The sequence below is a fragment of the Citrobacter sp. RHB20-C16 genome (assembly GCF_013890155.1).
Taxonomy (GTDB): Bacteria; Pseudomonadota; Gammaproteobacteria; order Enterobacterales; family Enterobacteriaceae; genus Citrobacter_A; species Citrobacter_A amalonaticus.
Map to the genome: position 1 here is coordinate 355,287 of NZ_CP057630.1, position 24,196 is coordinate 379,482.

At 52.3% G+C, this 24,196-nt stretch carries 18 protein-coding genes; 9 read left to right on the top strand and 9 right to left on the bottom strand.

Translation table 11 applies throughout. The features are described 5' to 3' along the window. Nucleotides 1-258 precede the first annotated feature (258 nt). The 6 genes from glgB to HVX64_RS01680 all read left to right on the top strand — a co-directional run bounded on the left by glgB (nt 259) and on the right by HVX64_RS01680 (nt 10,512). Nucleotides 259-2,445 (top strand): 1,4-alpha-glucan branching enzyme, encoded by a 2,187-nt coding sequence (glgB, locus tag HVX64_RS01655; protein WP_042998457.1) that lies wholly within the window; start codon nt 259-261, stop codon nt 2,443-2,445. After that, nucleotides 2,442-4,415 (top strand): glycogen debranching protein GlgX, encoded by a 1,974-nt coding sequence (gene glgX / locus HVX64_RS01660; protein ID WP_044253549.1) that lies wholly within the window; start codon nt 2,442-2,444, stop codon nt 4,413-4,415. Before glgB ends, glgX begins: the two co-directional genes overlap by 4 nt. A 17-nt stretch (nt 4,416-4,432) precedes the next feature. Then, nucleotides 4,433-5,725, top strand: coding sequence for a glucose-1-phosphate adenylyltransferase (gene glgC, locus HVX64_RS01665; RefSeq protein ID WP_042998455.1), 1,293 nt, complete (start codon nt 4,433-4,435; stop codon nt 5,723-5,725). 2 nt (nt 5,726-5,727) lie between these two features. Next, nucleotides 5,728-7,161: a glycogen synthase GlgA gene (gene glgA, locus HVX64_RS01670; protein ID WP_042322968.1), complete on the top strand. Its 1,434-nt coding sequence runs from the start codon at nt 5,728-5,730 to the stop codon at nt 7,159-7,161. A gap of 19 nt (nt 7,162-7,180) precedes the next feature. Further along, nucleotides 7,181-9,628 carry a glycogen phosphorylase gene (gene glgP, locus HVX64_RS01675; RefSeq protein ID WP_044253546.1) on the top strand — a complete coding sequence of 816 codons (2,448 nt, stop codon included), beginning with the start codon at nt 7,181-7,183 and terminating at the stop codon, nt 9,626-9,628. Between the two features lie 128 nt (nt 9,629-9,756). Continuing rightward, entirely contained in the window at nt 9,757-10,512 is a 756-nt protein-coding gene (locus tag HVX64_RS01680; RefSeq protein WP_044253542.1) for an IclR family transcriptional regulator, read from the top strand. A 49-nt stretch (nt 10,513-10,561) separates the two neighbouring features. Here the strand turns inward: HVX64_RS01680 and HVX64_RS01685 are convergent, their stop codons facing one another. The 4 genes from HVX64_RS01685 to glpD form a co-directional block, all read right to left on the bottom strand. Further along, nucleotides 10,562-11,467 carry a dihydrodipicolinate synthase family protein gene (locus HVX64_RS01685; RefSeq protein ID WP_044253801.1) on the bottom strand — a complete coding sequence of 302 codons (906 nt, stop codon included), beginning with the start codon at nt 11,465-11,467 and terminating at the stop codon, nt 10,562-10,564. Nucleotides 11,468-11,520: 53 nt separating this feature from the next. Then, nucleotides 11,521-13,236 carry a dihydroxy-acid dehydratase gene (locus HVX64_RS01690; protein WP_044253539.1) on the bottom strand — a complete coding sequence of 572 codons (1,716 nt, stop codon included), beginning with the start codon at nt 13,234-13,236 and terminating at the stop codon, nt 11,521-11,523. Next, nucleotides 13,233-14,564: an MFS transporter gene (locus HVX64_RS01695; protein WP_044253536.1), complete on the bottom strand. Its 1,332-nt coding sequence runs from the start codon at nt 14,562-14,564 to the stop codon at nt 13,233-13,235. The genes HVX64_RS01690 and HVX64_RS01695 overlap by 4 nt, the downstream gene beginning before the upstream one ends. A gap of 410 nt (nt 14,565-14,974) precedes the next feature. Further along, nucleotides 14,975-16,483 (bottom strand): glycerol-3-phosphate dehydrogenase, encoded by a 1,509-nt coding sequence (glpD, locus tag HVX64_RS01700; RefSeq protein WP_044253534.1) that lies wholly within the window; start codon nt 16,481-16,483, stop codon nt 14,975-14,977. Nucleotides 16,484-16,680: 197 nt separating this feature from the next. On the opposite strand from glpD, the gene glpE reads away from it, so the two are divergent. The 3 genes from glpE (at nt 16,681) to HVX64_RS01715 (ending at nt 18,692) form a co-directional block, all read left to right on the top strand. Continuing rightward, on the top strand, nt 16,681-17,013 hold the full coding sequence (glpE, locus tag HVX64_RS01705) for a thiosulfate sulfurtransferase GlpE (protein WP_044253531.1): 333 nt from the start codon (nt 16,681-16,683) through the stop codon (nt 17,011-17,013). 74 nt (nt 17,014-17,087) lie between these two features. Further along, complete coding sequence (glpG, locus tag HVX64_RS01710) at nt 17,088-17,918, top strand: rhomboid family intramembrane serine protease GlpG (protein WP_042998448.1); 831 nt, start codon at nt 17,088-17,090, stop codon at nt 17,916-17,918. 15 nt (nt 17,919-17,933) lie between these two features. Next, on the top strand, nt 17,934-18,692 hold the full coding sequence (locus HVX64_RS01715; protein ID WP_044253528.1) for a DeoR/GlpR family transcriptional regulator: 759 nt from the start codon (nt 17,934-17,936) through the stop codon (nt 18,690-18,692). A 49-nt stretch (nt 18,693-18,741) separates the two neighbouring features. Here the strand turns inward: HVX64_RS01715 and malT are convergent, their stop codons facing one another. The 5 genes from malT to HVX64_RS01740 form a co-directional block, all read right to left on the bottom strand. Next, complete coding sequence (gene malT, locus HVX64_RS01720; RefSeq protein WP_181825220.1) at nt 18,742-21,447, bottom strand: HTH-type transcriptional regulator MalT; 2,706 nt, start codon at nt 21,445-21,447, stop codon at nt 18,742-18,744. Between the two features lie 378 nt (nt 21,448-21,825). Further along, nucleotides 21,826-22,257 carry a hypothetical protein gene (locus HVX64_RS01725; protein WP_044253523.1) on the bottom strand — a complete coding sequence of 144 codons (432 nt, stop codon included), beginning with the start codon at nt 22,255-22,257 and terminating at the stop codon, nt 21,826-21,828. Beyond that, nucleotides 22,230-22,715: a hypothetical protein gene (locus tag HVX64_RS01730; RefSeq protein ID WP_044253521.1), complete on the bottom strand. Its 486-nt coding sequence runs from the start codon at nt 22,713-22,715 to the stop codon at nt 22,230-22,232. Before HVX64_RS01730 ends, HVX64_RS01725 begins: the two co-directional genes overlap by 28 nt. A gap of 9 nt (nt 22,716-22,724) precedes the next feature. Then, nucleotides 22,725-23,591, bottom strand: a complete 867-nt coding sequence (locus HVX64_RS01735) for a hypothetical protein (RefSeq protein ID WP_044253519.1) — start codon at nt 23,589-23,591, stop codon at nt 22,725-22,727. Between the two features lie 28 nt (nt 23,592-23,619). Next, nucleotides 23,620-24,099, bottom strand: coding sequence for an Hcp family type VI secretion system effector (locus HVX64_RS01740; RefSeq protein ID WP_042998436.1), 480 nt, complete (start codon nt 24,097-24,099; stop codon nt 23,620-23,622). Nucleotides 24,100-24,196: the final 97 nt, after the last annotated feature.

Below are 24,196 nucleotides of genomic sequence, written 5' to 3' on the forward strand. Positions count from 1 at the left end.
TTACAAGGGGTGCTGAGTCACCCCTTTTTATGCGTAAAAAAGGAGTAAACGCAAATGTATAGTCTTTATGCAGGAGTTAATGAAAGTGTTGGCTATTCTTTAAGGGGGTCCTGATCTCAGTATCAGGGCTTTACCTGAAGGTAGGACGGGGCAGAGAGGATGCACAATTGTGCTGCACCGTTCAGGTCAAAAAAAAGTGTCGCTGACTGATGTCGAAAATCAGTTGGAGGAGTGACACCAAAAAACAGGATGAAAACCATGTCCGATCGTATCGATAGAGACGTGATTAATGCGCTAATCGCAGGCCATTTTGCGGATCCTTTTTCCGTACTCGGTATGCACCAGACCTCAGCCGGACTCGAAGTCCGCGCGCTTTTACCTGACGCCACTGAAGTGTGGGTGATCGAACCTAAAACCGGGCGCAAAGTCGGCAAACTGGACTGCCTCGACTCACGCGGTTTTTTCAGCGGTGTATTACCTCGTCGTAAAAATCCTTTTCGCTACCAGCTCGCTGTTGTCTGGCACGGCCAGCAAAATCTGATTGATGATCCCTACCGTTTTGGTCCTCTTATTCAGGATATGGATGCCTGGCTGCTGTCGGAAGGCACCCATTTGCGTCCGTATGAAACGCTGGGGGCGCATGCGGACACCATGGATGGCGTCACGGGTACCCGTTTCTCCGTCTGGGCGCCGAATGCGCGCCGCGTTTCCGTAGTCGGACAATTTAACTTCTGGGATGGTCGCCGTCACCCGATGCGTCTGCGCAAAGAAAGCGGCATCTGGGAACTGTTTATCCCCGGCGCACAGCATGGTCAGCTCTACAAATATGAGATGATCGACGCTAACGGTAATCTGCGGGTGAAAGCCGACCCTTACGCCTTTGAAGCACAGATGCGTCCGGAAACGGCCTCGCTCATTTGCGGTCTGCCCGAAAAAGTGGAACAGACCGAGGCGCGCAAAAAAGCGAACCAGTTTGACGCGCCAATCTCCATCTATGAAGTCCATCTGGGTTCATGGCGTCGCCATACCGACAACAACTTCTGGCTGAGCTATCGCGAGCTGGCTGACCAGCTCATCCCGTACGTGAAATGGATGGGCTTTACCCATCTCGAACTGCTGCCGGTGAATGAGCATCCGTTTGACGGCAGTTGGGGTTATCAGCCAACGGGACTTTATGCGCCAACGCGTCGTTTTGGCACGCGCGATGATTTTCGTTATTTCGTGAACGCCGCGCATCAGGCGGGCTTGAACGTCATCCTTGACTGGGTGCCGGGCCATTTTCCGTCGGATGATTTTGCTCTCGCGGAGTTCGATGGCACCAAACTGTACGAGCATAGCGACCCGCGCGAAGGGTATCACCAGGACTGGAACACGCTGATCTACAACTACGGTCGTCGTGAAGTCAGTAACTATCTGGTAGGCAACGCCCTGTACTGGATTGAACGCTTTGGTATTGACGCCCTGCGCGTGGATGCCGTGGCGTCGATGATTTATCGCGATTACAGTCGCAAAGAGGGCGAGTGGATCCCGAATGAATTCGGCGGCCGCGAAAACCTGGAAGCGATTGAGTTTTTACGCAATACCAACCGCATTCTCGGTGAGCAGGTGCCGGGGGCGGTGAGCATGGCGGAAGAGTCGACGGATTTCGCGGGCGTCTCCCGACCGCAGGATATGGGCGGTCTGGGTTTCTGGTACAAGTGGAACCTTGGCTGGATGCACGACACCCTCGATTACATGAAGCTGGATCCGGTTTATCGTCAATATCATCACGATAAGCTGACCTTCGGCATGCTCTACAACTATACCGAAAACTTCGTTCTGCCGTTGTCGCATGACGAAGTGGTCCACGGTAAGAAATCGATTCTCGACCGCATGCCGGGCGACGCGTGGCAGAAATTTGCCAACCTGCGCGCTTACTATGGCTGGATGTGGGCCTTCCCGGGTAAAAAACTGCTGTTTATGGGCAACGAATTCGCTCAGGGGCGCGAGTGGAACCATGACGCCAGCCTTGACTGGCATTTGCTGGAAGGCGGCGACAACTGGCACCACGGTGTGCAGCGTCTGGTGCGCGACCTCAACCTGACCTATCGTCACCACAAAGCGTTACATGAGCTCGACTTTGACCCTTACGGCTTCGAATGGCTGGTTGTCGATGATAAAGAACGTTCAGTACTGATTTTTGTCCGTCGCGATAAGGTCGGGAACGAAATTATCGTCGCCAGCAACTTCACGCCGGTGCCGCGTCACGATTACCGCTTTGGCGTCAATCAGCCGGGTAAATGGCGCGAAATTCTCAATACTGACTCGATGCACTACCACGGCAGCAATGCCGGGAACGGCGGGGCGGTCCATACCGATGAGATTTCCAGCCACGGACGCCCGCAATCCCTGAGTCTGACGCTGCCGCCGCTGTCGACAATCTGGCTGGTTCGGGAGGCGGAATGACGCAACTGGTTGCCGGTAACGCCACACCGCATGGCGCAACGTATGACGGACATGGCGTGAATTTCACGCTCTTTTCCGCCCATGCCGAGCGCGTTGAGCTGTGTGTGTTTGACGCGTCGGGCAATGAGCAGCGCTACGACCTGCCAGCGCGCACCGGAGGTGTCTGGCACGGCTATCTGGCCGACGCCCGTCCCGGTCTGCGTTATGGCTACCGCGTGCATGGGCCGTGGCAGCCAGCGCAGGGTCACTGGTTTAATCCGGCTAAGCTGCTGATTGATCCCTGCGCGCGTCGCGTAGAGGGCGACCTGAAAGATGACCCGCTGATGCATGCGGGTTATGACCAGCCGGATCATCGCGATAACGTCGCCATTGCGCCGAAGTGCGTGGTGACCGTCGATCGCTATGACTGGGAAGACGATGCCCCGCCGCGCACGCCGTGGGGCAATACCGTCATCTATGAGGCACATGTCAAAGGTTTAACCTACCTGCATCCGCAAATCCCGGCAGAGATTCGCGGCACGTACCACGCGCTTGGTCATCCGGTGATGATCGATTATCTGAAGCATTTGGGGATTACCGCGCTGGAATTGTTACCCGTGGCGCATTTCGCCAGTGAACCGCGTTTACAACGGCTGGGGTTGTCGAACTATTGGGGCTACAACCCCGTCGCGCTGTTTGCGCTGCATCCAGCCTATGCCTGCTCGCCAGAGACGGCACTGGATGAATTTCGCGATGCTGTTAAGGCGCTGCACAAAGCCGGCATTGAGGTCATTCTCGACATTGTACTCAACCACAGCGCTGAGCTGGATCGGGACGGGCCGCTCATCTCCCTGCGCGGAATCGACAACCGTAGCTATTATTGGATCAGAGAGGATGGTGATTATCACAACTGGACCGGTTGCGGTAACACGCTCAATCTCAGCCATCCTTGCGTGGTGGAGTATGCCCTTGAATGCCTGCGTTACTGGGTTGAAACCTGCCATGTCGATGGTTTTCGTTTTGATCTGGCATCGGTGATGGGGCGTACGCCGGCGTTTAGCCAGGATGCACCATTGTTTACCGCCATCAAACAGTGCCCGGTGCTGTCCGGCGTTAAGCTTATCGCTGAACCCTGGGATATCGGGGCCGGTGGGTATCAGGTGGGGAATTTCCCTGCGCCGTTCGCGGAGTGGAACGATCATTTTCGCGATGCGTCACGCCGCTTCTGGCTACAGCGCAATGTGTCGCTCGGCGAGTTTGCCGGGCGTTTTGCGGCCTCCAGCGACGTGTTTAAGCGCGATGGACGCAAACCTTCCGCTTCCGTCAATCTGGTCACCGCGCATGACGGTTTTACGCTCAGAGACTGCGTTTGTTTCAATCAGAAACACAATGAGGCAAACGGAGAGGAAAATCGGGACGGAACCGACAATAACCATAGCAATAATCATGGTAAAGAAGGATTAGGCGGCACTCTGGAGATCGTCGAACGTCGCCGCGACAGCATTCATGCGTTGCTGACGACGCTTTTACTTTCTCAGGGAACGCCCATGTTGCTGGCCGGTGATGAACACGGACACAGTCAGCATGGCAACAACAACGCCTATTGCCAGGACAATGCGTTGACCTGGCTGGACTGGTCGCAGGCGAGCGGGGGATTAATCGATTTTACCGCCGCATTAATCAAACTGCGCCAGCAAATCCCGGCGCTGGTGGGAGACTACTGGTGGGAAGAGGGAGATGGCAACGTGCGCTGGCTTAATCGCTACGCGCAACCACTGAGTGCGGATGAATGGCAAAACGGGCCAATGCAGATGCAAATCCTGCTGTCGGATCGTTTTCTTATTGCCATCAATGCTGCGCTTGATACTGCTGAAATTGTTTTACCTGAAGGGGAATGGCGCGCTGTTCCCCCGTTTGCCGGAGAGGATAATCCGGTAATTACGGCTGTCTGGCCGGGACCTGCGCACGGACTGTGTGTGTTCCAGAGATGATCAAAAAGGAGTTAGTCATGGTGAGTTTAGAGAAGAATGATCGTTTAATGTTGGCGCGCCAGTTGCCGTTGAAATCGGTTGCCCTGATTCTGGCGGGCGGACGTGGCACTCGTCTGAAAGATTTAACCAACAAACGTGCAAAACCGGCCGTTCACTTTGGTGGTAAGTTTCGCATTATTGATTTTGCGTTATCCAACTGTCTTAACTCCGGGATCCGCCGTATTGGCGTCATCACGCAATATCAATCTCACACTCTGGTACAGCATATTCAGCGTGGTTGGTCGTTCTTCAGCGAGGAGATGAATGAGTTTGTCGATTTGCTGCCTGCTCAACAAAGAATGCAGGGCGAAAACTGGTATCGCGGCACGGCAGATGCGGTGACGCAGAACCTGGATATCATCCGTCGCTATAAGGCGGAATATGTGGTGATCCTGGCGGGTGACCATATCTATAAGCAAGATTACTCTCGCATGCTGATCGACCACGTCGAGAAAGGCGCGCGCTGCACCGTCGCCTGTATGCCGGTGCCGATCGAAGAGGCCAGCGCGTTCGGCGTAATGGCGGTCGATGAAAACGATAAGATTATTGAGTTCGTGGAAAAACCGGCGAACCCACCCGCCATGCCAGGCGATGCCACGAAATCGCTCGCCAGCATGGGGATCTACATTTTTGATGCTGATTACCTTTATGAGTTGCTGGAAAAGGATGACAGCGACGAAGGCTCAAGCCATGACTTCGGCAAAGATATTATTCCGACAGTCACCAAAGCTGGCATGGCTTATGCACATCCTTTCCCGTTGTCCTGCGTTCAGTCGGATCCTGAGTCCGAGCCGTACTGGCGTGACGTCGGAACGCTGGAAGCCTACTGGAAAGCAAACCTCGATCTGGCATCCGTGACCCCGGAACTGGATATGTACGATCAGAACTGGCCGATTCGCACCCACATGGAATCGCTACCGCCGGCGAAATTTGTGCAGGACCGCTCGGGAAGCCACGGCATGACGCTGAACTCACTGGTTTCGGGCGGCTGTATTATTTCCGGTTCCGTCGTAGTGCAGTCCGTTCTGTTCCCGCGCGTGCGGGTGAATTCATTCTGTAATATTGATTCGGCAGTGTTGCTACCCGAAGTCTGGGTAGGACGCTCATGCCGCCTGCGTCGCTGCATTATCGATCGCGCCTGCGTTATCCCTGAAGGCATGGTGATTGGCGAAAATGCGGAAGAAGATGCCCGTCGCTTCTACCGCTCCGAGGAAGGCATTGTGCTGGTGACGCGCGAAATGCTGCGCAAACTGCAGGTCAAACAGGAGTGAGAATGCAGGTTTTACATGTATGTTCGGAGATGTTTCCCCTGTTGAAAACAGGTGGTCTGGCAGATGTGATTGGCGCGTTGCCGGCGGCGCAAATCGCGGATGGTGTTGATGCCCGCGTTTTGCTGCCCGCGTTTCCCGACATTCGTCGGGGCATCACGGATGCGCAAGTAGTCAGCCGTCGCGACACATTCGCGGGCAGGATTAGTCTGCTGTTTGGTCATTACAACGGTGTGGGGATTTACCTGATTGATGCCCCGCATCTTTACGATCGTCCGGGGAGTCCGTATCACGATACGAACCTGTTTGCCTACACCGATAACGTACTGCGTTTTGCGCTGCTGGGATGGGTAGGATGTGAAATGGCCTGTGGGCTTGATCCATTCTGGCGCCCGGACGTGGTGCATGCGCACGACTGGCATGCTGGCCTGGCGCCTGCGTATCTGGCCGCGCGCGGACGTCCGGCGAAATCGGTGTTTACCGTGCACAACCTGGCGTATCAGGGCATGTTTTATGCACAGCATATGAATGACATCCAACTGCCATGGTCGTTCTTTAACATGCATGGGCTGGAGTTTAACGGTCAGATTTCATTCCTGAAGGCCGGTCTGTACTACGCCGACCACATCACGGCGGTCAGCCCGACCTATGCGCGGGAGATCACCGAGCCGCAGTTTGCCTACGGTATGGAAGGGTTGCTGCAACAGCGCCATCGTGAAGGGCGGCTTTCTGGCGTTCTGAACGGGGTGGATGAGAAAATCTGGAGTCCAGAGACGGATCTCTTGCTGGCGTCGCGCTATACGCGGGATTCGCTGGAAGAGAAGGCGGAAAACAAACGCCAGTTGCAGATAGCAATGGGACTCAAGGTCAATGACAAGGTTCCGCTGTTTGCCGTCGTCAGTCGCCTGACCAGCCAGAAGGGGCTGGACCTGGTGCTGGAGGCGTTGCCGGGCCTGCTGGAGCAGGGCGGACAACTGGCACTGCTGGGGGCGGGCGATCCGGTGTTGCAGGAAGGTTTCCTTGCCGCCGCTGCCGAATATCCCGGTCAGGTCGGTGTGCAGATTGGCTATCACGAAGCGTTTTCGCACCGCATCATGGGCGGCGCGGACGTCATTCTGGTGCCGAGCCGCTTTGAGCCGTGCGGCTTAACGCAACTCTACGGGCTGAAGTACGGTACGTTGCCGCTGGTACGGCGTACCGGTGGACTGGCAGATACGGTGTCCGACAGCTCGCTGGAAAACCTTGCCGATGGCATCGCCAGCGGGTTTGTGTTTGAGGACAGCAACGCCTGGTCCCTGCTACGGGCTATCCGGCGCGCTTTCGTGCTGTGGTCTCGACCTTCGCTCTGGCGGTTTGTGCAACGGCAAGCGATGGCGATGGATTTTAGCTGGCAAGTCGCGGCGAAGTCATACCGCGAGCTTTACTATCGCTTGAAATAGATATTCAGGAATCATCATTATGAATGCTCCATTTACCTATGCATCGCCGACGCTGAGCGTAGAAGCGCTTAAGCACTCTATCGCTTACAAGCTGATGTTCACGATTGGTAAAGACCCGGTTATTGCCAATAAGCATGAATGGCTGAACGCGACGCTGTTTGCGGTGCGCGATCGTCTTGTGGAGCGCTGGCTGCGTTCTAACCGAGCCCAACTGTCCCAGGAAACCCGCCAGGTTTATTACCTGTCGATGGAATTTCTGATTGGACGTACCCTTTCCAATGCGCTGTTATCGTTGGGGATTTATGACGATGTCCAGGGCGCGCTGGAAGCGATGGGATTAGATCTTGAAGAACTCATCGATGAAGAAAACGACCCGGGTCTCGGTAACGGCGGTCTCGGGCGGCTGGCTGCCTGTTTCCTGGATTCGCTGGCAACCTTAGGGCTGCCGGGGCGTGGCTATGGTATCCGCTACGACTACGGGATGTTCAAGCAGAACATCGTCGATGGGCGACAGAAAGAGTCTCCTGATTACTGGCTGGAATATGGTAACCCGTGGGAATTCAAACGCCATAACACGCGGTACAAAGTTCGCTTTGGCGGACGTATTCAGCAGGAAGGCAAGAAAACACGCTGGCTTGAAACCGAAGAGATCCTCGCGGTCGCCTACGACCAGATTATCCCCGGTTATGACACTGACGCCACCAACACGCTGCGTCTGTGGAATGCGCAGGCCAGTAGCGAAATTAACCTCGGTAAATTCAACCAGGGCGATTACTTCGCCGCCGTGGAAGATAAAAACCACTCCGAGAACGTGTCGCGCGTGCTGTATCCGGATGACTCCACCTATTCCGGACGCGAACTGCGTCTGCGTCAGGAGTATTTCCTGGTCTCGGCAACGGTGCAGGATATCCTGAGCCGTCACTATCAGTTGCACAAAACCTACGACAACCTCGCGGATAAGATTGCCATTCACCTGAATGACACGCACCCGGTGCTGTCGATCCCGGAACTCATGCGTCTGCTGATTGATGAACATCAGTTCACCTGGGACGATGCGTTTGAAGTGTGCTGCCAGGTTTTTTCCTACACCAACCACACGCTGATGAGCGAAGCACTGGAAACCTGGCCGGTGGATATGCTGGGCAAAATCCTGCCGCGCCATCTGCAGATCATCTTTGAAATTAACGACTACTTCCTGAAAACGTTGCAGGAGCAGTATCCGAACGATACCGGTCTGCTGGGACGCGCGTCGATCATTGACGAGTCCAACGGTCGCCGCGTACGTATGGCGTGGCTGGCGGTGGTGGTGAGTCATAAGGTGAATGGCGTTTCCGAATTGCACTCTAACCTGATGGTGCAGTCGCTGTTCGCGGATTTTGCGACCATTTTCCCGACCCGTTTTTGCAACGTGACGAATGGTGTGACGCCGCGCCGCTGGTTGGCGTTGGCAAACCCGTCGCTTTCCGGCGTTCTGGACGAGAACATTGGCCGTACATGGCGTACCGATCTGAGCCAACTGCATGAACTTGAACAGCACTGTGATTTCCCGCTGGTCAATCATGCGGTGCGTCAGGCGAAGCTGGAAAACAAAAAGCGGCTGGCAAACTACATTGCGCAGCAACTCAACGTGGTGGTGAATCCGAGATCGCTGTTTGATGTCCAGATCAAGCGCATTCATGAGTACAAGCGTCAGTTAATGAATGTGCTGCACGTGATTACGCGCTACAACCGCATTAAGGCCGATCCTGATGCGCAGTGGGTGCCGCGGGTGAATATTTTTGCCGGTAAGGCTGCGTCGGCCTATTACATGGCGAAGCACATCATTCACCTGATTAATGACGTCGCGAAAGTCATCAATAACGATCCGCAGATTGGCGATAAGCTGAAAGTGGTGTTTATCCCCAACTACAGCGTGAGCCTGGCACAGCTGATCATTCCGGCGGCAGATCTGTCTGAGCAGATTTCGCTGGCGGGGACCGAAGCCTCCGGCACCAGCAACATGAAGTTCGCACTCAACGGCGCGTTGACTATTGGTACGCTGGACGGGGCGAACGTGGAGATGCTGGAACACGTTGGCGAAGAGAACATCTTTATCTTTGGTAACACGGCAGAAGAGGTCGAAGAACTGCGCAGGCAGGGCTATAAACCGCGTGAATATTACGATAAAGATGAGGAACTGCATCAGGTGCTGACCCAAATCGGCAGCGGCATGTTCAGCCCGGAAGAACCTGGGCGTTATCGTGATCTGGTGGATTCGCTGATCAACTTCGGCGATCACTATCAGGTACTGGCGGACTACCGCAGCTATGTCGATTGTCAGGACAAGGTGGACGACCTGTACGGACGTCCGGAAGAGTGGACCGCCAAAGCGATGCTCAATATCGCCAACATGGGCTACTTCTCCTCTGACAGGACCATCCAGGAGTATGCTGACCACATCTGGCATATTGATCCGGTACGGTTGTAAGTCGTCATGTTAAAAAAGGAGCCTTCGGGCTCTTTTTTTGTGCGCGGTGATTGCGCATTGATATGGAATAATAACCGTCTGCTGGTGTATAGTGTCCGAGGAATTAATTATAATTAATTGATAAGTATATGAAAAAAATCACAACATCGATTCCTGCCCTCGACAAAATTATGCGCGTCTTCGCTTATCTGATGGAATGCGATGGCGCGACGTTCACGCAAATTCATCAAAATTCAGGAATCGCAAAAAGCAGTACCTCCTCTTTACTGACGGGCATGGTTGCGCATGGCTTATTGCGTCAGGAAAAAGACAAATATTATCTTGGGTTACGGCTCTACGAATTAGGCAATAAAGCCGCTGAACAGTACGATATTAAAAAAATAGCGCTGCCCATACTGGAAGAAATTCGTAATGCGACGGGTTTAACCTGTCATCTTGGCGTACTTGAAGGCGACTCTCCTATTTATCTTCTCAAGCTGGAAAGCCCACAGGCAATTGTGATCCGTAGTTGGGAGGGCAAGCGCCTTTCGCTGCACAGTTCTGGTCTGGGGAAAGTGCTGATTGCCTGGCTTAATTCGGAAGAGCTGGATGAGTTGTTGCCGCCCGATCAGGTTCTGACGCGCTATACCGAAACGACGATTACCGATGTGGATATCCTCAAGCAGGAATTAGCCGGGATCCGTCAGCGCGGTTGGGGCTATGATAACGAAGAAGATTCTTTAGGCGTCCGTTGTATCGCGGTGCCCATATTTAATGCCGAAGGGAAGGTGGTGGCGGCCTTGAGTGTGTCAGGCGTCGCGTTCCAGATCCCGGATGACAAACGAGAAACGCTTGCCATGCAGATGATGGATGCCAGTCGTCGCCTGTCGTCGATGTTGCGCTAGTCTTTTCGCTGCTAAATGAAAAGGCGGGCGCTAAGCCCGCTGATGAGAGTTACAACCCGGCACGCTGTAGAACCTTTTTCAGGCTGGTGATATGTGCCTCACTTGCCGGTTGCACTGGCGGCATGACCTCAACCGAGATATCAATGCCACTGAGTTGAATGGCTTTTTTGATAATCCCGAAGAAAGGCGTATCCAGACTGTAAATAGTTGATAACGCAGACAGTCGACGTTGCAGGCGAAACAAGGTCTCATATTCTTTTTCGCGCCAGGCACGATAAATTCCACAGGTTAACTGCGGAGCAAAGTTAGCAGTTGCAGGGATCCCGCCATTTCCTCCCAGGATCAACGTGTCCATCATATATTCATCGTAACCAGAGAAAATAACAAAATCAGGGCGAATCGGTCGTACGGTATTGATGATTTCGCGAATATGGCTAATGTTATCCACGGTATCTTTTATGCCAATGATATTGGGAATGTCATGTGCCAGCCGGGTAATTAAATCAATGCTGAGATCCTGGCCGGTAAGCGCTGGAAAGTTATAGAGGATAACCGGCGTGTTGATACTTTCGGCGACATTTTTGAAATGGTGATAAATATACTCATCGGTCAGTCGTGCATAATAAGGATTGAGGACCAGTACGGCATCGACTTCCAGACTGTCAGCATGCCGACCGTAATCAATGACGTCTTGCGTGCTGGTACTGCTGATCCCTAATAACACCGGAATTCGATGATTGATATGTTGAACGCAAAACTCAGCGGCTTCCAGACGCTGCTCTTTTGTCATATGGCAGAACTCACCGCCGCTGCCAAGTAATAATACGCCATTAACCTCGTTCGCAATAAGATGGTCAAGTAAGGTCGCCATCCCTTTCTTATCTAATTTCCCCTGGGCATTAACAATGGTCGGAACAGGCGGAAAGACACCGTTGAATTTTTCAGTTTGCATAATGATTTTATCCTTAAAAGCAGGTGGGCTGGCGATAATGCCGCCCACCAGGGACGTTATTTAATCCAGGCTCCCGCCATTAATGAGGTTGCGTTGGTCGTAAATTGCTTAAAGACGCCGCGTCGATTTGAATAATCCGGTTTTGTCCAGTTTGTCCGACGGCGTTCAAGACAGTGCTGAATTTCTTCTTCTGTTTTGTACTCACCGTGAATACCCACAATGTTGAGCTTGCGCCCCTTGACGTCCATTTCGATGAGGTCGCCGTCTTCGACAAGCGCAATGGGACCGCCATCGGCGGCTTCCGGTGAAACATGGCCGACGCAAGGGCCGCTGGTTGCGCCGGAGAAACGACCATCGGTAATCAGGGCGACTTTGCCATCAAGACGTTTGTCGTAAACAATCGCGTCTGTGGTCATGAGCATCTCCGGTGCTCCCGAACCTTTAGCCCCTTCATAACGGATAAAAATGACATCACCCGGTTCGATGTGGTTATGAATAATGGCTTGTTGGGCATCCTCTTCCGAATTGAAAACGCGCGCAGGGCCGGTATGGTGGTGCATCTCTGGCGCGCAGGCGGCATATTTAATGACTGCGCCTTCTGGTGCGATATTGCCTTTTAACACGGCAATCGACCCTTTCTTGGTGGCGTTTTCCGGCTTACGAATCACCTCTTCCGGGCTGACCCGATAATTACTCAGATAACCGTGGTTGCGGGTAAAGAAACCGGACTGATGGAGCATTTCCAGGTTTTCCCCCAGCGTCCGGCCAGTCACCGTCAGGACATCCAGATCCAGATAGTCGCGAAGATACCATTGCACCATCGGCACGCCGCCCGCGAACCACATCATTTCAGTCACATACTGACCGCTGGGTTGAATGTTGGTGAGGTAAGGGATCTCATTGTTTATCTGGTCAAACAACTCAGGTTTCAGTTCCCAACCCAGTTCATGGGCTATCGCCGGGAGATGGATCATGGCGTTGGTGCTGCCACCGATGGCGGCATGGACCTTAATGGCGTTTTCAAAGGCGGCAGGCGTGAGGATTTTATGCGTCGTGATATTTTTCTCTGCCAGGTATAACGCCTGATGACCGGCGTTTCGCGCGATGCGGCGAATTTCCGCCAGTGTCGAGGGCAGCAATGCGCTTCCCGGTAAGGCAAGACCGAGCGCTTCAGACATGCACTGCATCGTGCTGGCGGTGCCCATAAACTGGCACGCGCCTGCTGTCGGGCAACCGCACTGCTGCATGGCTTCCACCTGCTGGATGCCTATCTCGCCTTTCTTGAGTTTGGCGGTAATACCACCGAGATCGGACGTGCTCATATTCGGTGCCGGACGCATTGAGCCGCCGGGGATATGCAGCATCGGAAGATTCAGGCGCGCAGCGGCGATCAGATGCGCCGGGATCGATTTATCACAACTGGAGATCAAGATACCGGCATCGTATGGTACGACGGAAGCATGAATTTCGACCATGTTCGCGATAGCCTCACGGGAGGCTAAGATATAGTTCATCCCGTCATGACCCTGACCCCAGCCATCACAAATATCGGTCACGTGGTGACGAACGGCACGACCGCCGCTTTCGTGAATGCCTAAGACGGCTTCATCGCCCAGATGATTAAGATGAAAGCTACCGGGATGACTTTCGCCATAGCAATCATCCACCAGAACCTGCAGTTTATTGACATCTTCTTTGGTGTAATTCATCCCCAGACGCAGGGCGTCCAGTTGTGACCACAGGTCACGGGCGTGTTGGCATTTCTGACTCATTTGGCGATTCCTTCTTGTTTGAGCGACGTCTCAGGCGCCGATGCATGATGAGGGTTGCTACTGCCTGCAGGACGGGCAGTAACCGAAGGTAAACTGAACAGCAGCGCGACGGCGATGAGGAGTGCGGCAACCAGCACCGTCATCCCTGCGGTTTGTGAGAATGTGACGGTTAACAGGCCCACCAGATAAGGACCAATAAAACCGCCAATGTTGCCTAATGCGTTGATGGTGCCGCGTACGCCGCCCAGCACGTTGGGAGAGAAGAGTAATGGCGGTAATGTCCAGAACGGTCCCGCATAGGCCTGCAGGAAGAAGCCGCAGATGACCATCATGCCGTACGCCAGCCAGATGTTATCTTTCAACAGCAGGGAGAGTGCGAGACAGGCGGCAAAGCCCAGCAACGGAATTGCCGTATAGAGGCGGCGATTCATGGTTTTGTCGCACCATTTGGCAATGTAGTACTGACCGACGATGCACAAAATGTACGGTGCCGCAGTCAGTAAGCCGACGATAGTCATTCCGCTGCCGGTCAGGTGTTTAATCAGGTTTGGCATCCAGAGGGCGAAGCCGTAGAAACCAACCTGCACGAAGAAATAGATACCGATCAGTTTCCATAAGTTAATGCTGCTCAGAACATTGCGAATGCTGCTTGTCTCACCGGCGATCGTCAGTGCGCGATCGGCCTGCAGTTTCTGTTCGATCCAGGCGCGCTCTTTAGGATCCAGCCATTTGGCCTGATGAGGATGGTCAGAAACCAAAGGCAGCCAGACGAACAGCAGGCCGAGAGAAAGTAAGCCTTCGATGATGAACATTTCTCGCCAGCCATAGGTTTCGATCAGCCAGCCGGAAAGCGGCCCGGTGATGATTGAGGCCACGGCAAGGTTCATCTGGAAATAGGCAATCGCTCTTGCGCGTTCTTCATTAGGGAACCAGTGACCGATCAGCGCCAGAATAGCGGGATAGACCGCACCCTCAGCGACGCCAAGGACAAAGCGGATAATCAGTAATTGGGTTGGAGTCTGGACGAAGCCTGTCAGCAGCGCGAACCCGCCCCATGCGACGATGGTCCAGGCGATTAATTTCTTGGCACTGTATCGTTCCGCAATTTGACCGCCGGGAATTTGCAAAAAGATATAACCAATAAAGAAAATACCGGCGACCAGACCGGCAAACGAGGCGGTCATCCCCAGGTCTTCGTCCATTCCTCCCGCAATCCCAATTGCGATGTTCGTCCTGTCCATGTAAGCCACGATATAAACGAGGATGGTGGCTGGAATGATGTGCAGCCAGCGCCCTCGCGTAGTTGGTTTATCGAGTTCAATGCTCATTAGCGCATCCCTTAATAGTAGAGGTAGTTTGTTCTGTATATAGAACTATTGTTCTGTATACAGATACTATGAGGGGATAAATTTTGAGCGTCAATTCCATATTCTCAGCAAGGTTATATTTTGTGATTTGCTTCATATCCTGCTGCAACACTCACCGGAAAGTGTTCTGGCACGAAAAAAAAGAGGGTTGAAAACAAAGGGGAATGGCTGACAGGCTGATTCTGGTTACCGATTTTCGCCGGATACAGAACGCACACGCGAACAGGCAACGTATTCCATACGGGGAATGGCGGTGTTTTTTGAGGATTTCAGGGGCGGGGAAGTAAGTGTTTCGTTACCGCAGTGCGCGTTGTGTTGTAGAGGGAAACATAAAAACGCCCGATAGCGTGTCGCTATCGGGCGTGAGGAGATTACGATGCCAGTGAAAGCTGATGTTTCGCGACGTACTCTGCCAGCCACTGGGTCATGCGAGACTGCTGTTCGGCGTTGAGCCACATCCCTTCTTTGGTACGACGCCACAGCGCATCGTCTGCACGGCGAACCCATTCGTGGTCTACCAGATATTTCAGCTCTGCTTCGTAGAACTCATGGCCGAAATCTTCGCCTAAATCCGCGACAGAGGTGGCTTCGCCGAGGATCCACTCTGTGTTGCTGCCGTAGGTGCGTGAGTAATGGCGCGCCAGCGATTCTGTCAGGAACGGATAACGACGGCGCAGTCTCGCCGCGTAGTCTTCGCGATCGCCACCGATTTCACCGCCTGGCAGCACGCAGTCTTTGGTCCATGCCGGGCCAATGCCCTGATAGTACGACGACAGTTTCTCCATCGCGTGCTCGGCGAGCTTACGGTAGGTGGTCAGTTTACCGCCGAAGACAGAAAGCAGCGGCGCTTTGCCATTTTCATCATGAATATCCAGCGTGTAATCGCGGGTGATGGCCTGTGGTGAATCCGACTCGTCGTCGCACAGCGGGCGCACACCGGAATAGGTCCAGACGATATCGTCACGACCAAGCTGTTTCTTAAAGTGCGCGTTATAGACTTTCAACAGGTAATTGATTTCGCTTTCGTCGATTTTTACCGCTTTCGGATCGCCTTTGTACTCGACGTCGGTGGTGCCGATGATGGAGAACTCATCCATCCACGGAATAACAAACACAATGCGTTTATCTTCGTTTTGCAGAATGTAGGCTTGTTTCTGGGTATGGACGCGCGGCACCACGATGTGGCTGCCTTTGATCAGGCGAATACCGTATGGCGAAGGCAGATGCATACCTTCGTCGAAAAATTCTTTCACCCACGGACCCGTGGCGTTGACCAGCCCACGCGCCTGCCAGGTGAATGTCTTACCGGTATCGATATCTTCGGCTTCGACGATCCACAGACCGTTTTCGCGACGCGCAGAGGTTGCACGAGTGCGGGTTAACACTTCCCCACCTTTTCGCACCACCATCTGGGCATTGGCCAGCACCAGACGCGCATCGTCGACCCAGCAGTCGGAATATTCGAAACCGCGCACAATTTCCGGTTTCAGTACCGACTCTGCGCCAAAACGCAAACCGGCAGAACCCGGTAAGCTGGTGCGTTTACCTAAATGATCGTACATAAACAGACCAATACGAATCATCCATGCCGGACGCAGGTGAGGGCGATGCGGCAGGCGAAAGCGCATTGGGAAGGCAATATGCGGGGCCATTTTCAGGAGCACTTCGCGTTCAGCCAGCGCTTCGCTCACCAGCCGGAATTCGTAGTGTTCCAGGTAGCGCAAGCCACCGTGGATGAGTTTAGAACTGGCAGAGGAGGTTGCGCACGCAAGATCTTGCGCTTCCAGCATCAGCACGGATAAACCGCGTCCAGCGGCATCTGCCGCGATACCGGCACCGTTGATGCCTCCCCCTATCACAATCAGATCTTTGGTTTCCATGCTGCCCTCGTGCGCTTTCGTTATGGCTCATAAATGTTCGTTATCGAGCATAATAGCAAAGAAACGCTCCATTGGTAACATCGAATAAACAATTTACAGTGATACATATAACATTATGGCGTTTCACTCCCATGGGGACGTACACTAACGGATAAAATGCCGAAAACGTTTCACCTGCACGATAAAGAAGAGAATGTATGGATCAGTTTGAATGTATTAATGTCGAAGAAGCCCATCAGAAACTGCAGCAGGGCGCGGCGGTGCTCGTCGATATCCGCGATCCGCAAAGCTATGCAATGGGGCACGCGCCCGAGGCGTTTCATCTGACGAACGACACGCTGGGCGCGTTTATGCGCGATCATGATTTCGATACCGTGGTGATGGTCATGTGCTACCACGGCAATAGCAGCAAAGGCGCGGCGCAATATTTGCTCCAGCAGGGCTATGATACTGTCTACAGCGTGGACGGGGGTTTTGACGGCTGGCATCGCCATTTTCCAGCAGAAGTGGCATACGGTTCGTCTTCATAGCCAACAAAGATGCAGCTTGAAATAAGAAGGGTATATATACTGTCCTCTTTTGTATGGATTAAGCGACAGCAACCATGTTGATGATTACCTCTTTTGCTAACCCCCGCGTGGCGCAGGCCTTTGTTGATTACATGGCGACGCAGGGCGTTATCCTGACCATTCAACAACATCATCAAAGCGATGTCTGGCTGGCGGATGAAACGCAGGCCGAACGTGTGCATGCTGAGCTGGCGCGTTTTATGGAGAACCCTGGCGATCCGCGCTATCTCGCGGCCAGTTGGCAGTCCGGTCATACTGGCAGTGGGCTGCGTTATCGCCGCTTCCCGTTTATTGCCACACTGCGTGAGCGTGCCGGCCCGGTCACCTGGCTGATTATGGCGGCCTGTATTCTGGTATTTATCGTCATGAATATCGTTGGCGATCAAACCGTAATGGTGTGGCTGGCCTGGCCGTTTGACCCATCATTACAGTTTGACGTCTGGCGCTACTTCACTCACGCCTTCATGCACTTTTCGCTGATGCATATCCTCTTCAACCTGCTGTGGTGGTGGTATCTTGGTGGTGCGGTTGAAAAACGTTTAGGCAGCGGCAAACTGATAGTGATTACGGTCATCAGCGCCCTACTGAGCGGATATGTACAGCATAAGTTTAGCGGCCCGTGGTTCGGCGGGCTTTCCGGCGTCGTTTATGCGCTGATGGGTTACGTCTGGCTGCGTGGCGAGCGCGATCCGCAAAGCGGAATCTACCTGCAGCGCGGGCTGATTATTTTCGCGCTGATTTGGATCGTCGCCGGATGGTTTGATTTGTTTGGGATGTCGATGGCCAATGGCGCACATATCGCCGGGCTGGCAGTTGGGTTGGCAATGGCGTTCGCGGATACGTTAAATGCGCGAAAACGAACATAGTTCCAGGGAATAACAATGAAACAAACACAACGACATGATGCAATCATTGAGCTGGTAAAAAAACAGGGATACGTCAGTACTGAAGAGCTGGTGGAGCATTTCTCCGTTAGCCCACAAACGATTCGCCGGGATCTCAATGACCTGGCCGATCAAAACATGATTCTGCGTCATCACGGTGGCGCGGCGCTACCGTCCAGTTCCGTCAACACACCGTGGCACGATCGTAAAGCCACGCAGACGGCGGAAAAAGAGCGTATTGCGCGTAAAGTTGCCTCGCAGATCCCTAACGGTTCAACGCTGTTTATTGATATCGGGACCACGCCCGAGGCGGTGGCGTACGCGCTACTCGACCACAGCAATTTACGTATTGTGACCAACAACCTCAACGTGGCGAACACGCTGATGGTAAAAGAGGATTTTCGCATTATTCTCGCGGGTGGTGAACTTCGCAGTCGGGACGGCGGTATTATTGGCGAAGCGACGCTCGACTTTATTTCTCAGTTCCGCCTGGACTTCGGCATTCTGGGGATCAGCGGCATCGACAGTGACGGCTCGCTGCTGGAATTCGACTATCACGAGGTGCGTACCAAGCGCGCAATTATTGAGAATTCCCGCCACGTCATACTGGTGACGGATCATTCGAAGTTTGGCCGTAATGCGATGGTGAATATGGGCAGTATCAGCCTGGTGGATGCGGTATATACGGATGCTCTGCCACCAGCAGGGGTAATGAAGGTGATCACCGATAACCATATTCAACTGGAACTGTGCTAACGCGTTGATGAAGAGACTGCCCGGTCAGCGTGGGTGCAGCCGGGCAACATTACACTCCATAACCCATCATTTTCAGCAGCCGCTGCGCGTGTTGGACCGCATCCTGACGGTGCGCCACGCCCAGTTTTTGATACAAATTACGGATATGCGTCTTGATGGTGGTCGCCGCTACCGCCAGTTCGCCAGCGATTTGCTCGTTGCTGTAGCCGGAGTAGATAAGCCCCAGCACCTGCCATTCGCGCTGCGTCAGCGGACTGGTGCGGATTAGCTCTGGTACTTCCGGGTGGTTCAGCAGGCGCTCAACAAAGCTTTCGTCAAAATGGGCGAACTTGTGGCGGTGATGCTGGTTGATCTCACGCAGAATGCGCTGCGCGCGGTGTTGATCCAGTTCCGGCAGCGTATTCAGTTGAATAAGCTGGCGTAGTTGCTGCGCCATCGACTCGCCTTCAATCACGAAATGGCTGATGAATCCGGTGCGATTGGCTAATTGCAGGGCATCAAGCAGCACGCGCTGCGCGTCATTTTTGCGCCCGGCCTGCCAGTAAAGTTGGTTGAGCAGCAGCAGGTTACGGTTAAGGTCGCTCATCAGGCGCAGGCTGCGTGCGTTTTCATTCAGCTCTTCGAGTACGATTTCAGCGGGTTCAAATTCACCCAGCAGAATTTGCGCTCTGGCGATATTACGCCACTGGCCTTGCAGGAAGTGGTTATTGGCAAACTCCGGTTTCGGCGTCTGGCGCAGCCAGTTGGCGGCCGACTTTTTATCGCCGACCATTTGCCAGTAGATCACCCGAACTTTATCGGCGTTTGAGATCCAGTCGCTATGGTAGTGACCGTTGCCCAGCAGATTCTCCAGGCGGTTGAGATGGCTGCGGGCATTGTCCAGATCGCCACGGGCCAACGAGCACTGCACCAACAGCGCCAGACACTGTAATTGTTGCTGCGGCTGAAAGGCGGAAAGCACTTCGATACCGCTGCGCGCAGAGGCTTCCGCTTCATCCAGTCGCGCCCACGCCCACAGCAGTTGGGCACGAATGCGCACCAGAAATTCGTGCATGGGCAACTGTTCCAGATGCTGATCTTTAATCAACTGGAACGCTTTCTCCTGGGTTTCCCAGGCGGCCTGCAAGAATCCCTGGGCAAAGAGGATTTCACTCTGCTGGATCAAACTCCAGAGCGCGTAGTGCCAGACATCATGATGACGCGCCATCTGTTCGGTCTGCTGCATCAGCGTTAAGGAGCGAGAGAGGTCGCCTTTACAGTGCAGCACTTCGCCGTGCACCGAGGTTGCAACAATACGGCTGTAATACAAGGCGATGGGCAACTCATCCAGCGCCAGTTTCGCCAGGCGTTCAGCCTCATCGGGATTGCCGTCGTTGATCGCCACCTGAGCGCGGAGCGCGTTAAACTCGGCATGCAGCGTGCTGTCCATCACGCCCTGAATCTCTTGTTCGGCACGGGCCAGCAGGGTGTTTACTTCGCTGTAGCGATGCTGGCTCTGCATCAGCCAGGCCTGTAACAACACCAGACGCGGGTTTTCCAGCAGGCTTTCCCACGGCAGCGCTTTTAGTGACTCTTCCAGCAGCGCCAGTTCGCTGTGGTTAAACAATCCCCACGCGTGGTTAAGCAAAATATCGCGCAGCATATGCGCATCGCCGGCCGCCAGCGCATGGTGGATGGCTTCGCTGGGGAAACCCTGCGCCATCCAGCTTTCCGCTGCGGCGCGATGGATATCAGGTAACTCGGTCGCCAGTTCCCACTGGCAGCGCTGGCGCAGGAAACTGCCAAACAGCGGGTGATAACTGAACCATTCGCCGGAGTCATCCATCCGTTGCAGGAAAAGCCCTTGCCGCTCGATCTCTTCCAGCCGCATCTGACCATTTTCTTCGCCGGTTACACGTATAATCAGCGCATCGTTCATTGACCGTAAAACTGCACTTTTCAGCAGGAAAAGGCGGGTGCTGACATCGACGCTGTCCAGCACTTCATCGACCAGATAATCTGAAAGATGGCTGGCGTTAATTCCCGCCAGACGGCGTGCCGACTGATGCGCAGAGTGGTTGTTTTGCCGCGCAGAGAGGGCGATGAGCTGTAATGCGGTCGCCCAGCCTGCCACATCGTCACACATCCGGCTGCTTTCGGCGGCTTCGATGGGGGAGGATAAGCGGCGGTCAAAAAACTGTTTGGCTTCCTGATGATTAAAGGCTAGTTGCTGACTGCCTATCTCCAGAAGCTGGTCGCGCACGCGCAGGTTGGCAATCCCCAACTGCGGTAAATTACGCGACAGTACCACCAGCGTGAGATTTTCAGGCTGATGACGCAGGAAGAAGCGCATGGACTCATGAATCACCGGATTAGTGATCAGATGGTAATCGTCGATGACCAGATACAGCGGGCGATGCCATTCCGCCAGCTCAATAAAGAGCTGCGCAAAAAGCGAAGTCAGACTGACATACTGCCGTTTTTGCACCATCACTTCGCTGGTGGTGCAATGACCGTTAGTGGCCTGCTGTACCGCGGCAATCAGATAGCTGGCAAAACGCTCCTGCTGGTTGTCGCCCTCATCCAGTGAGTACCAGCCGAGTTCACTTTTCCCGGCGGCCCATTGTGAAATGAGCGTAGTCTTCCCATAACCTGCAGGACTTGTGATCAGGGCCAGCCTGAAATTGTTCGCGCCGGAAAGTTTAGCCAACAGGCGCTCACGGACCACTGTATGGTCGAGACGAACCGGACGACTTAGTTTGGACGGAATCAACATAGTTAACACTTCACTGTGGAAAATGGGGGACTGCGATTTTTTTTGCGCTTCGTAATTAATAGATATAAGGTCGGCCAGATTAGGAACTTTTGCAAGGTATGTCCGGTAATGAACCGCCTTAATTTGCACTACATCACAAATTTATCTGATGGATAACCTCTACTGGATACGGTTGGCGGAGGGGATGCCGGGGTATTTACTTTTGCTGAAGAGTCCTGACACTTTGTATAGGCTTACGATCCTCTCTGTGACAGGCGAAATTGTAACTTACCGTGATAAAATTTTTACCGACAAAGGGTAATCAAAAGGTGAGGATGTTATCGATATAAAAAAAGGTAATCTTATTCTCGTTATTATTAGCAGTTTCTATGACTGCTCCTACCAGAAACTACGATTATCAACAAGGGTTTCGCAAAGCTTAACATCAGTCACATGATAATCATGAAGGTTGTCCTGTGGGCAGGAGTGGTAGGAAAGTGCCAGCAACAGAAATGGCACAATAAAGTTAGCAATAAAACCGATAATAAAGAATAAGGTGATAGCGGCGAGAACCCATCCTTCAAAAGGATCGGGAAGTGCCTTGTATTGCAAATCATCGGTAAATAAAACACGAACCATAGCAATCACAACATACATGACCAGAGGTATAGCTCCTATAAGTGCACAAGTTTGATTATAAGAAATAACGTCTCCCATCCTCATTAAAGATAAAAAATCCGTCATAACCAATCCAAAGAATAAGAAATCCAAAAAGCCAAAACAAAAAATAATAAAAAAAATAATTATGATTTGGAGTCGTAATTTTCGCATGCCTGTTTGCCTGTACATAAATGAGAGTTAAAAAAACTACGATTATCAACAAGGGTTTCGCAAAGCTTAACATCAGTCACATGATAATCATGAAGGTTGTCCTGTGGGCAGGAGTGATATGACGATACCAGAAATAAAAGCAGGACAATAAAGTTTGCAATAAAGCCGATAGCAAAAAAGAGCGCGCCAGTGCCCAGCACCCAGACTTCAAAAGGATCAGGAAGGGCTTTGTATTGCAAATCATTGCTGAATAAAACCCGTACCATAGCAAAGGTTGTATACAACATTAACGGTATTCCACTTATTAGTAAGCACGTATGGTGATATGTGATTACATCACCCATTCTTATCAATGATAAAAAATCGGTCATAACAAAACCAAATATTTGTAAATCAAGAATGCCAAGGAGAAATATAATCAGCAAAAAATACATTAGCCGCATAAATAATTTCTTCATAAGTCCTCCTTAAAATGAGTCAAAGTAGGGAGAGTCGAATCCATAATCGTAATTTTTATGATGATGTATATAATCACGAAGCTTTTCTTTTAACGCATTTGATAGCCCCAATTTGTCATCAATTATGTTAAGTCCAATGTTGAGACCTATTCCTATGGCAACTATGAATCCAATTGCAACAATTATTGGTGCACTAATTAAAGTCAAAACTCCCGCGACCACCCCAATCACAACCCCCGACACTACCGCTTTAGCCATGTCCATTGAAATATCGACCAGAAAATCCACCATCTGATAATCTGATTTAAAAATCAATTCGATGGCTCGCCAGGCCAGAGAAAAATAGAGGCAATATCTGACACCACTGCTGATACTGTTGTAAAGCCCACGTTTACCGATGGCCATTTCCAGTATTTGCGGATGCCTGGCACCGTAGCGGGTCCCGTTAAGAATACGGCGTAACGCAGGGTATCCCGTAATTTTTATATAGGCTTTGCCGCCCACGTTGTACTCGATCGCTTTTATTTTTAATACAGTAAAGTTAAAAACCAATTCGTTAGCCGGGTTGTAATATGTTGTGAGCTTAGACAGACTGCGAAAGGCATCCAGTCCATCTTTCATATTCCCCGGCGCTGCGCGGTACGAAAAAAACTGATCAATTCCTCCCATTAAGTCATCCACGACTTGCTGTGCTTCTTCTATCGTCAACAGGAGGATATGGTGGTGTTGTGTGATGAATGATCCATCCATAAAAGCCATATCGCGCTGCACAGGGTTCATTGAACTCCAGTGGATGTCTGCTGAGCCGCGCAGCGGATCGCCATCGGGGTGACGTGAAGTGTTCTCGTACAACGAAGAAGAGGGACGATGACGCATGCTATTTCCTTATATATGTTATTCAGACTCAGAAGAGCCGGTCGCTCCAAAAGCTAAAGGCGCTGGTGCTCGCCATACAGTGTTCCCAACTGATGGACTCATACGTAAAACAAACACGTTCCTGTGCTTCGTTTCCATGTTCAATAATATTATGTGGCACAATTATTTTGATGTTAGAAATATGAGCTTTGAATAATTTAATTTTATAGTAGATCTCCTGTTGACCTCCTGGATTAACGCGATACAGGTCAAGTTCACACTCAAGCGTTTCGTTATCGTTGATGGCTTTGCTGAGTAACGGCGACGAACGGTCAACGGGCTTAATTATTTGCAATTCATGATGACAAACATTTTGTTGCCGTGATGTTTCATGTTCAAGTGCGTAAATCATTATCTGATCAATATGACGGGTTTGAGATTTATTACCTATTGAACTCCGGGAGCCGCACTGCGCTGATATATCTCCCTGAATCTCTCCTGTCAGCGTGAGCCAGGATAAATGGGACATATTATTTCCTTTTAATTTATTAGTGGTGATAATATATTAAAATACAATAAATTTAGTGTGCGCTTGTATTATTGTCATTTCAACTGGTTTTGTTTTT

Excerpts from the sequence above, each read along its gene's own strand:
- HVX64_RS01725 (WP_044253523.1), bottom strand. The coding sequence starts at position 22,257 with ATGCGAAAATTACGACTCCAAATCATAATTATTTTTTTTATTATTTTT.
- HVX64_RS01730 (WP_044253521.1), bottom strand. The coding sequence starts at position 22,715 with ATGAAGAAATTATTTATGCGGCTAATGTATTTTTTGCTGATTATATTT.
- HVX64_RS01680 (WP_044253542.1), top strand. The coding sequence starts at position 9,757 with ATGAAAAAAATCACAACATCGATTCCTGCCCTCGACAAAATTATGCGC.
- glpD (WP_044253534.1), bottom strand. The coding sequence starts at position 16,483 with ATGGAAACCAAAGATCTGATTGTGATAGGGGGAGGCATCAACGGTGCC.
- HVX64_RS01715 (WP_044253528.1), top strand. The coding sequence starts at position 17,934 with ATGAAACAAACACAACGACATGATGCAATCATTGAGCTGGTAAAAAAA.
- glgX (WP_044253549.1), top strand. The coding sequence starts at position 2,442 with ATGACGCAACTGGTTGCCGGTAACGCCACACCGCATGGCGCAACGTAT.
- glpE (WP_044253531.1), top strand. The coding sequence starts at position 16,681 with ATGGATCAGTTTGAATGTATTAATGTCGAAGAAGCCCATCAGAAACTG.
- HVX64_RS01740 (WP_042998436.1), bottom strand. The coding sequence starts at position 24,099 with ATGTCCCATTTATCCTGGCTCACGCTGACAGGAGAGATTCAGGGAGAT.
- glgP (WP_044253546.1), top strand. The coding sequence starts at position 7,181 with ATGAATGCTCCATTTACCTATGCATCGCCGACGCTGAGCGTAGAAGCG.
- HVX64_RS01690 (WP_044253539.1), bottom strand. The coding sequence starts at position 13,236 with ATGAGTCAGAAATGCCAACACGCCCGTGACCTGTGGTCACAACTGGAC.
- HVX64_RS01695 (WP_044253536.1), bottom strand. The coding sequence starts at position 14,564 with ATGAGCATTGAACTCGATAAACCAACTACGCGAGGGCGCTGGCTGCAC.
- glgC (WP_042998455.1), top strand. The coding sequence starts at position 4,433 with ATGGTGAGTTTAGAGAAGAATGATCGTTTAATGTTGGCGCGCCAGTTG.
- glgA (WP_042322968.1), top strand. The coding sequence starts at position 5,728 with ATGCAGGTTTTACATGTATGTTCGGAGATGTTTCCCCTGTTGAAAACA.
- HVX64_RS01735 (WP_044253519.1), bottom strand. The coding sequence starts at position 23,591 with ATGCGTCATCGTCCCTCTTCTTCGTTGTACGAGAACACTTCACGTCAC.
- glgB (WP_042998457.1), top strand. The coding sequence starts at position 259 with ATGTCCGATCGTATCGATAGAGACGTGATTAATGCGCTAATCGCAGGC.
- glpG (WP_042998448.1), top strand. The coding sequence starts at position 17,088 with ATGTTGATGATTACCTCTTTTGCTAACCCCCGCGTGGCGCAGGCCTTT.
- malT (WP_181825220.1), bottom strand. The coding sequence starts at position 21,447 with ATGTTGATTCCGTCCAAACTAAGTCGTCCGGTTCGTCTCGACCATACA.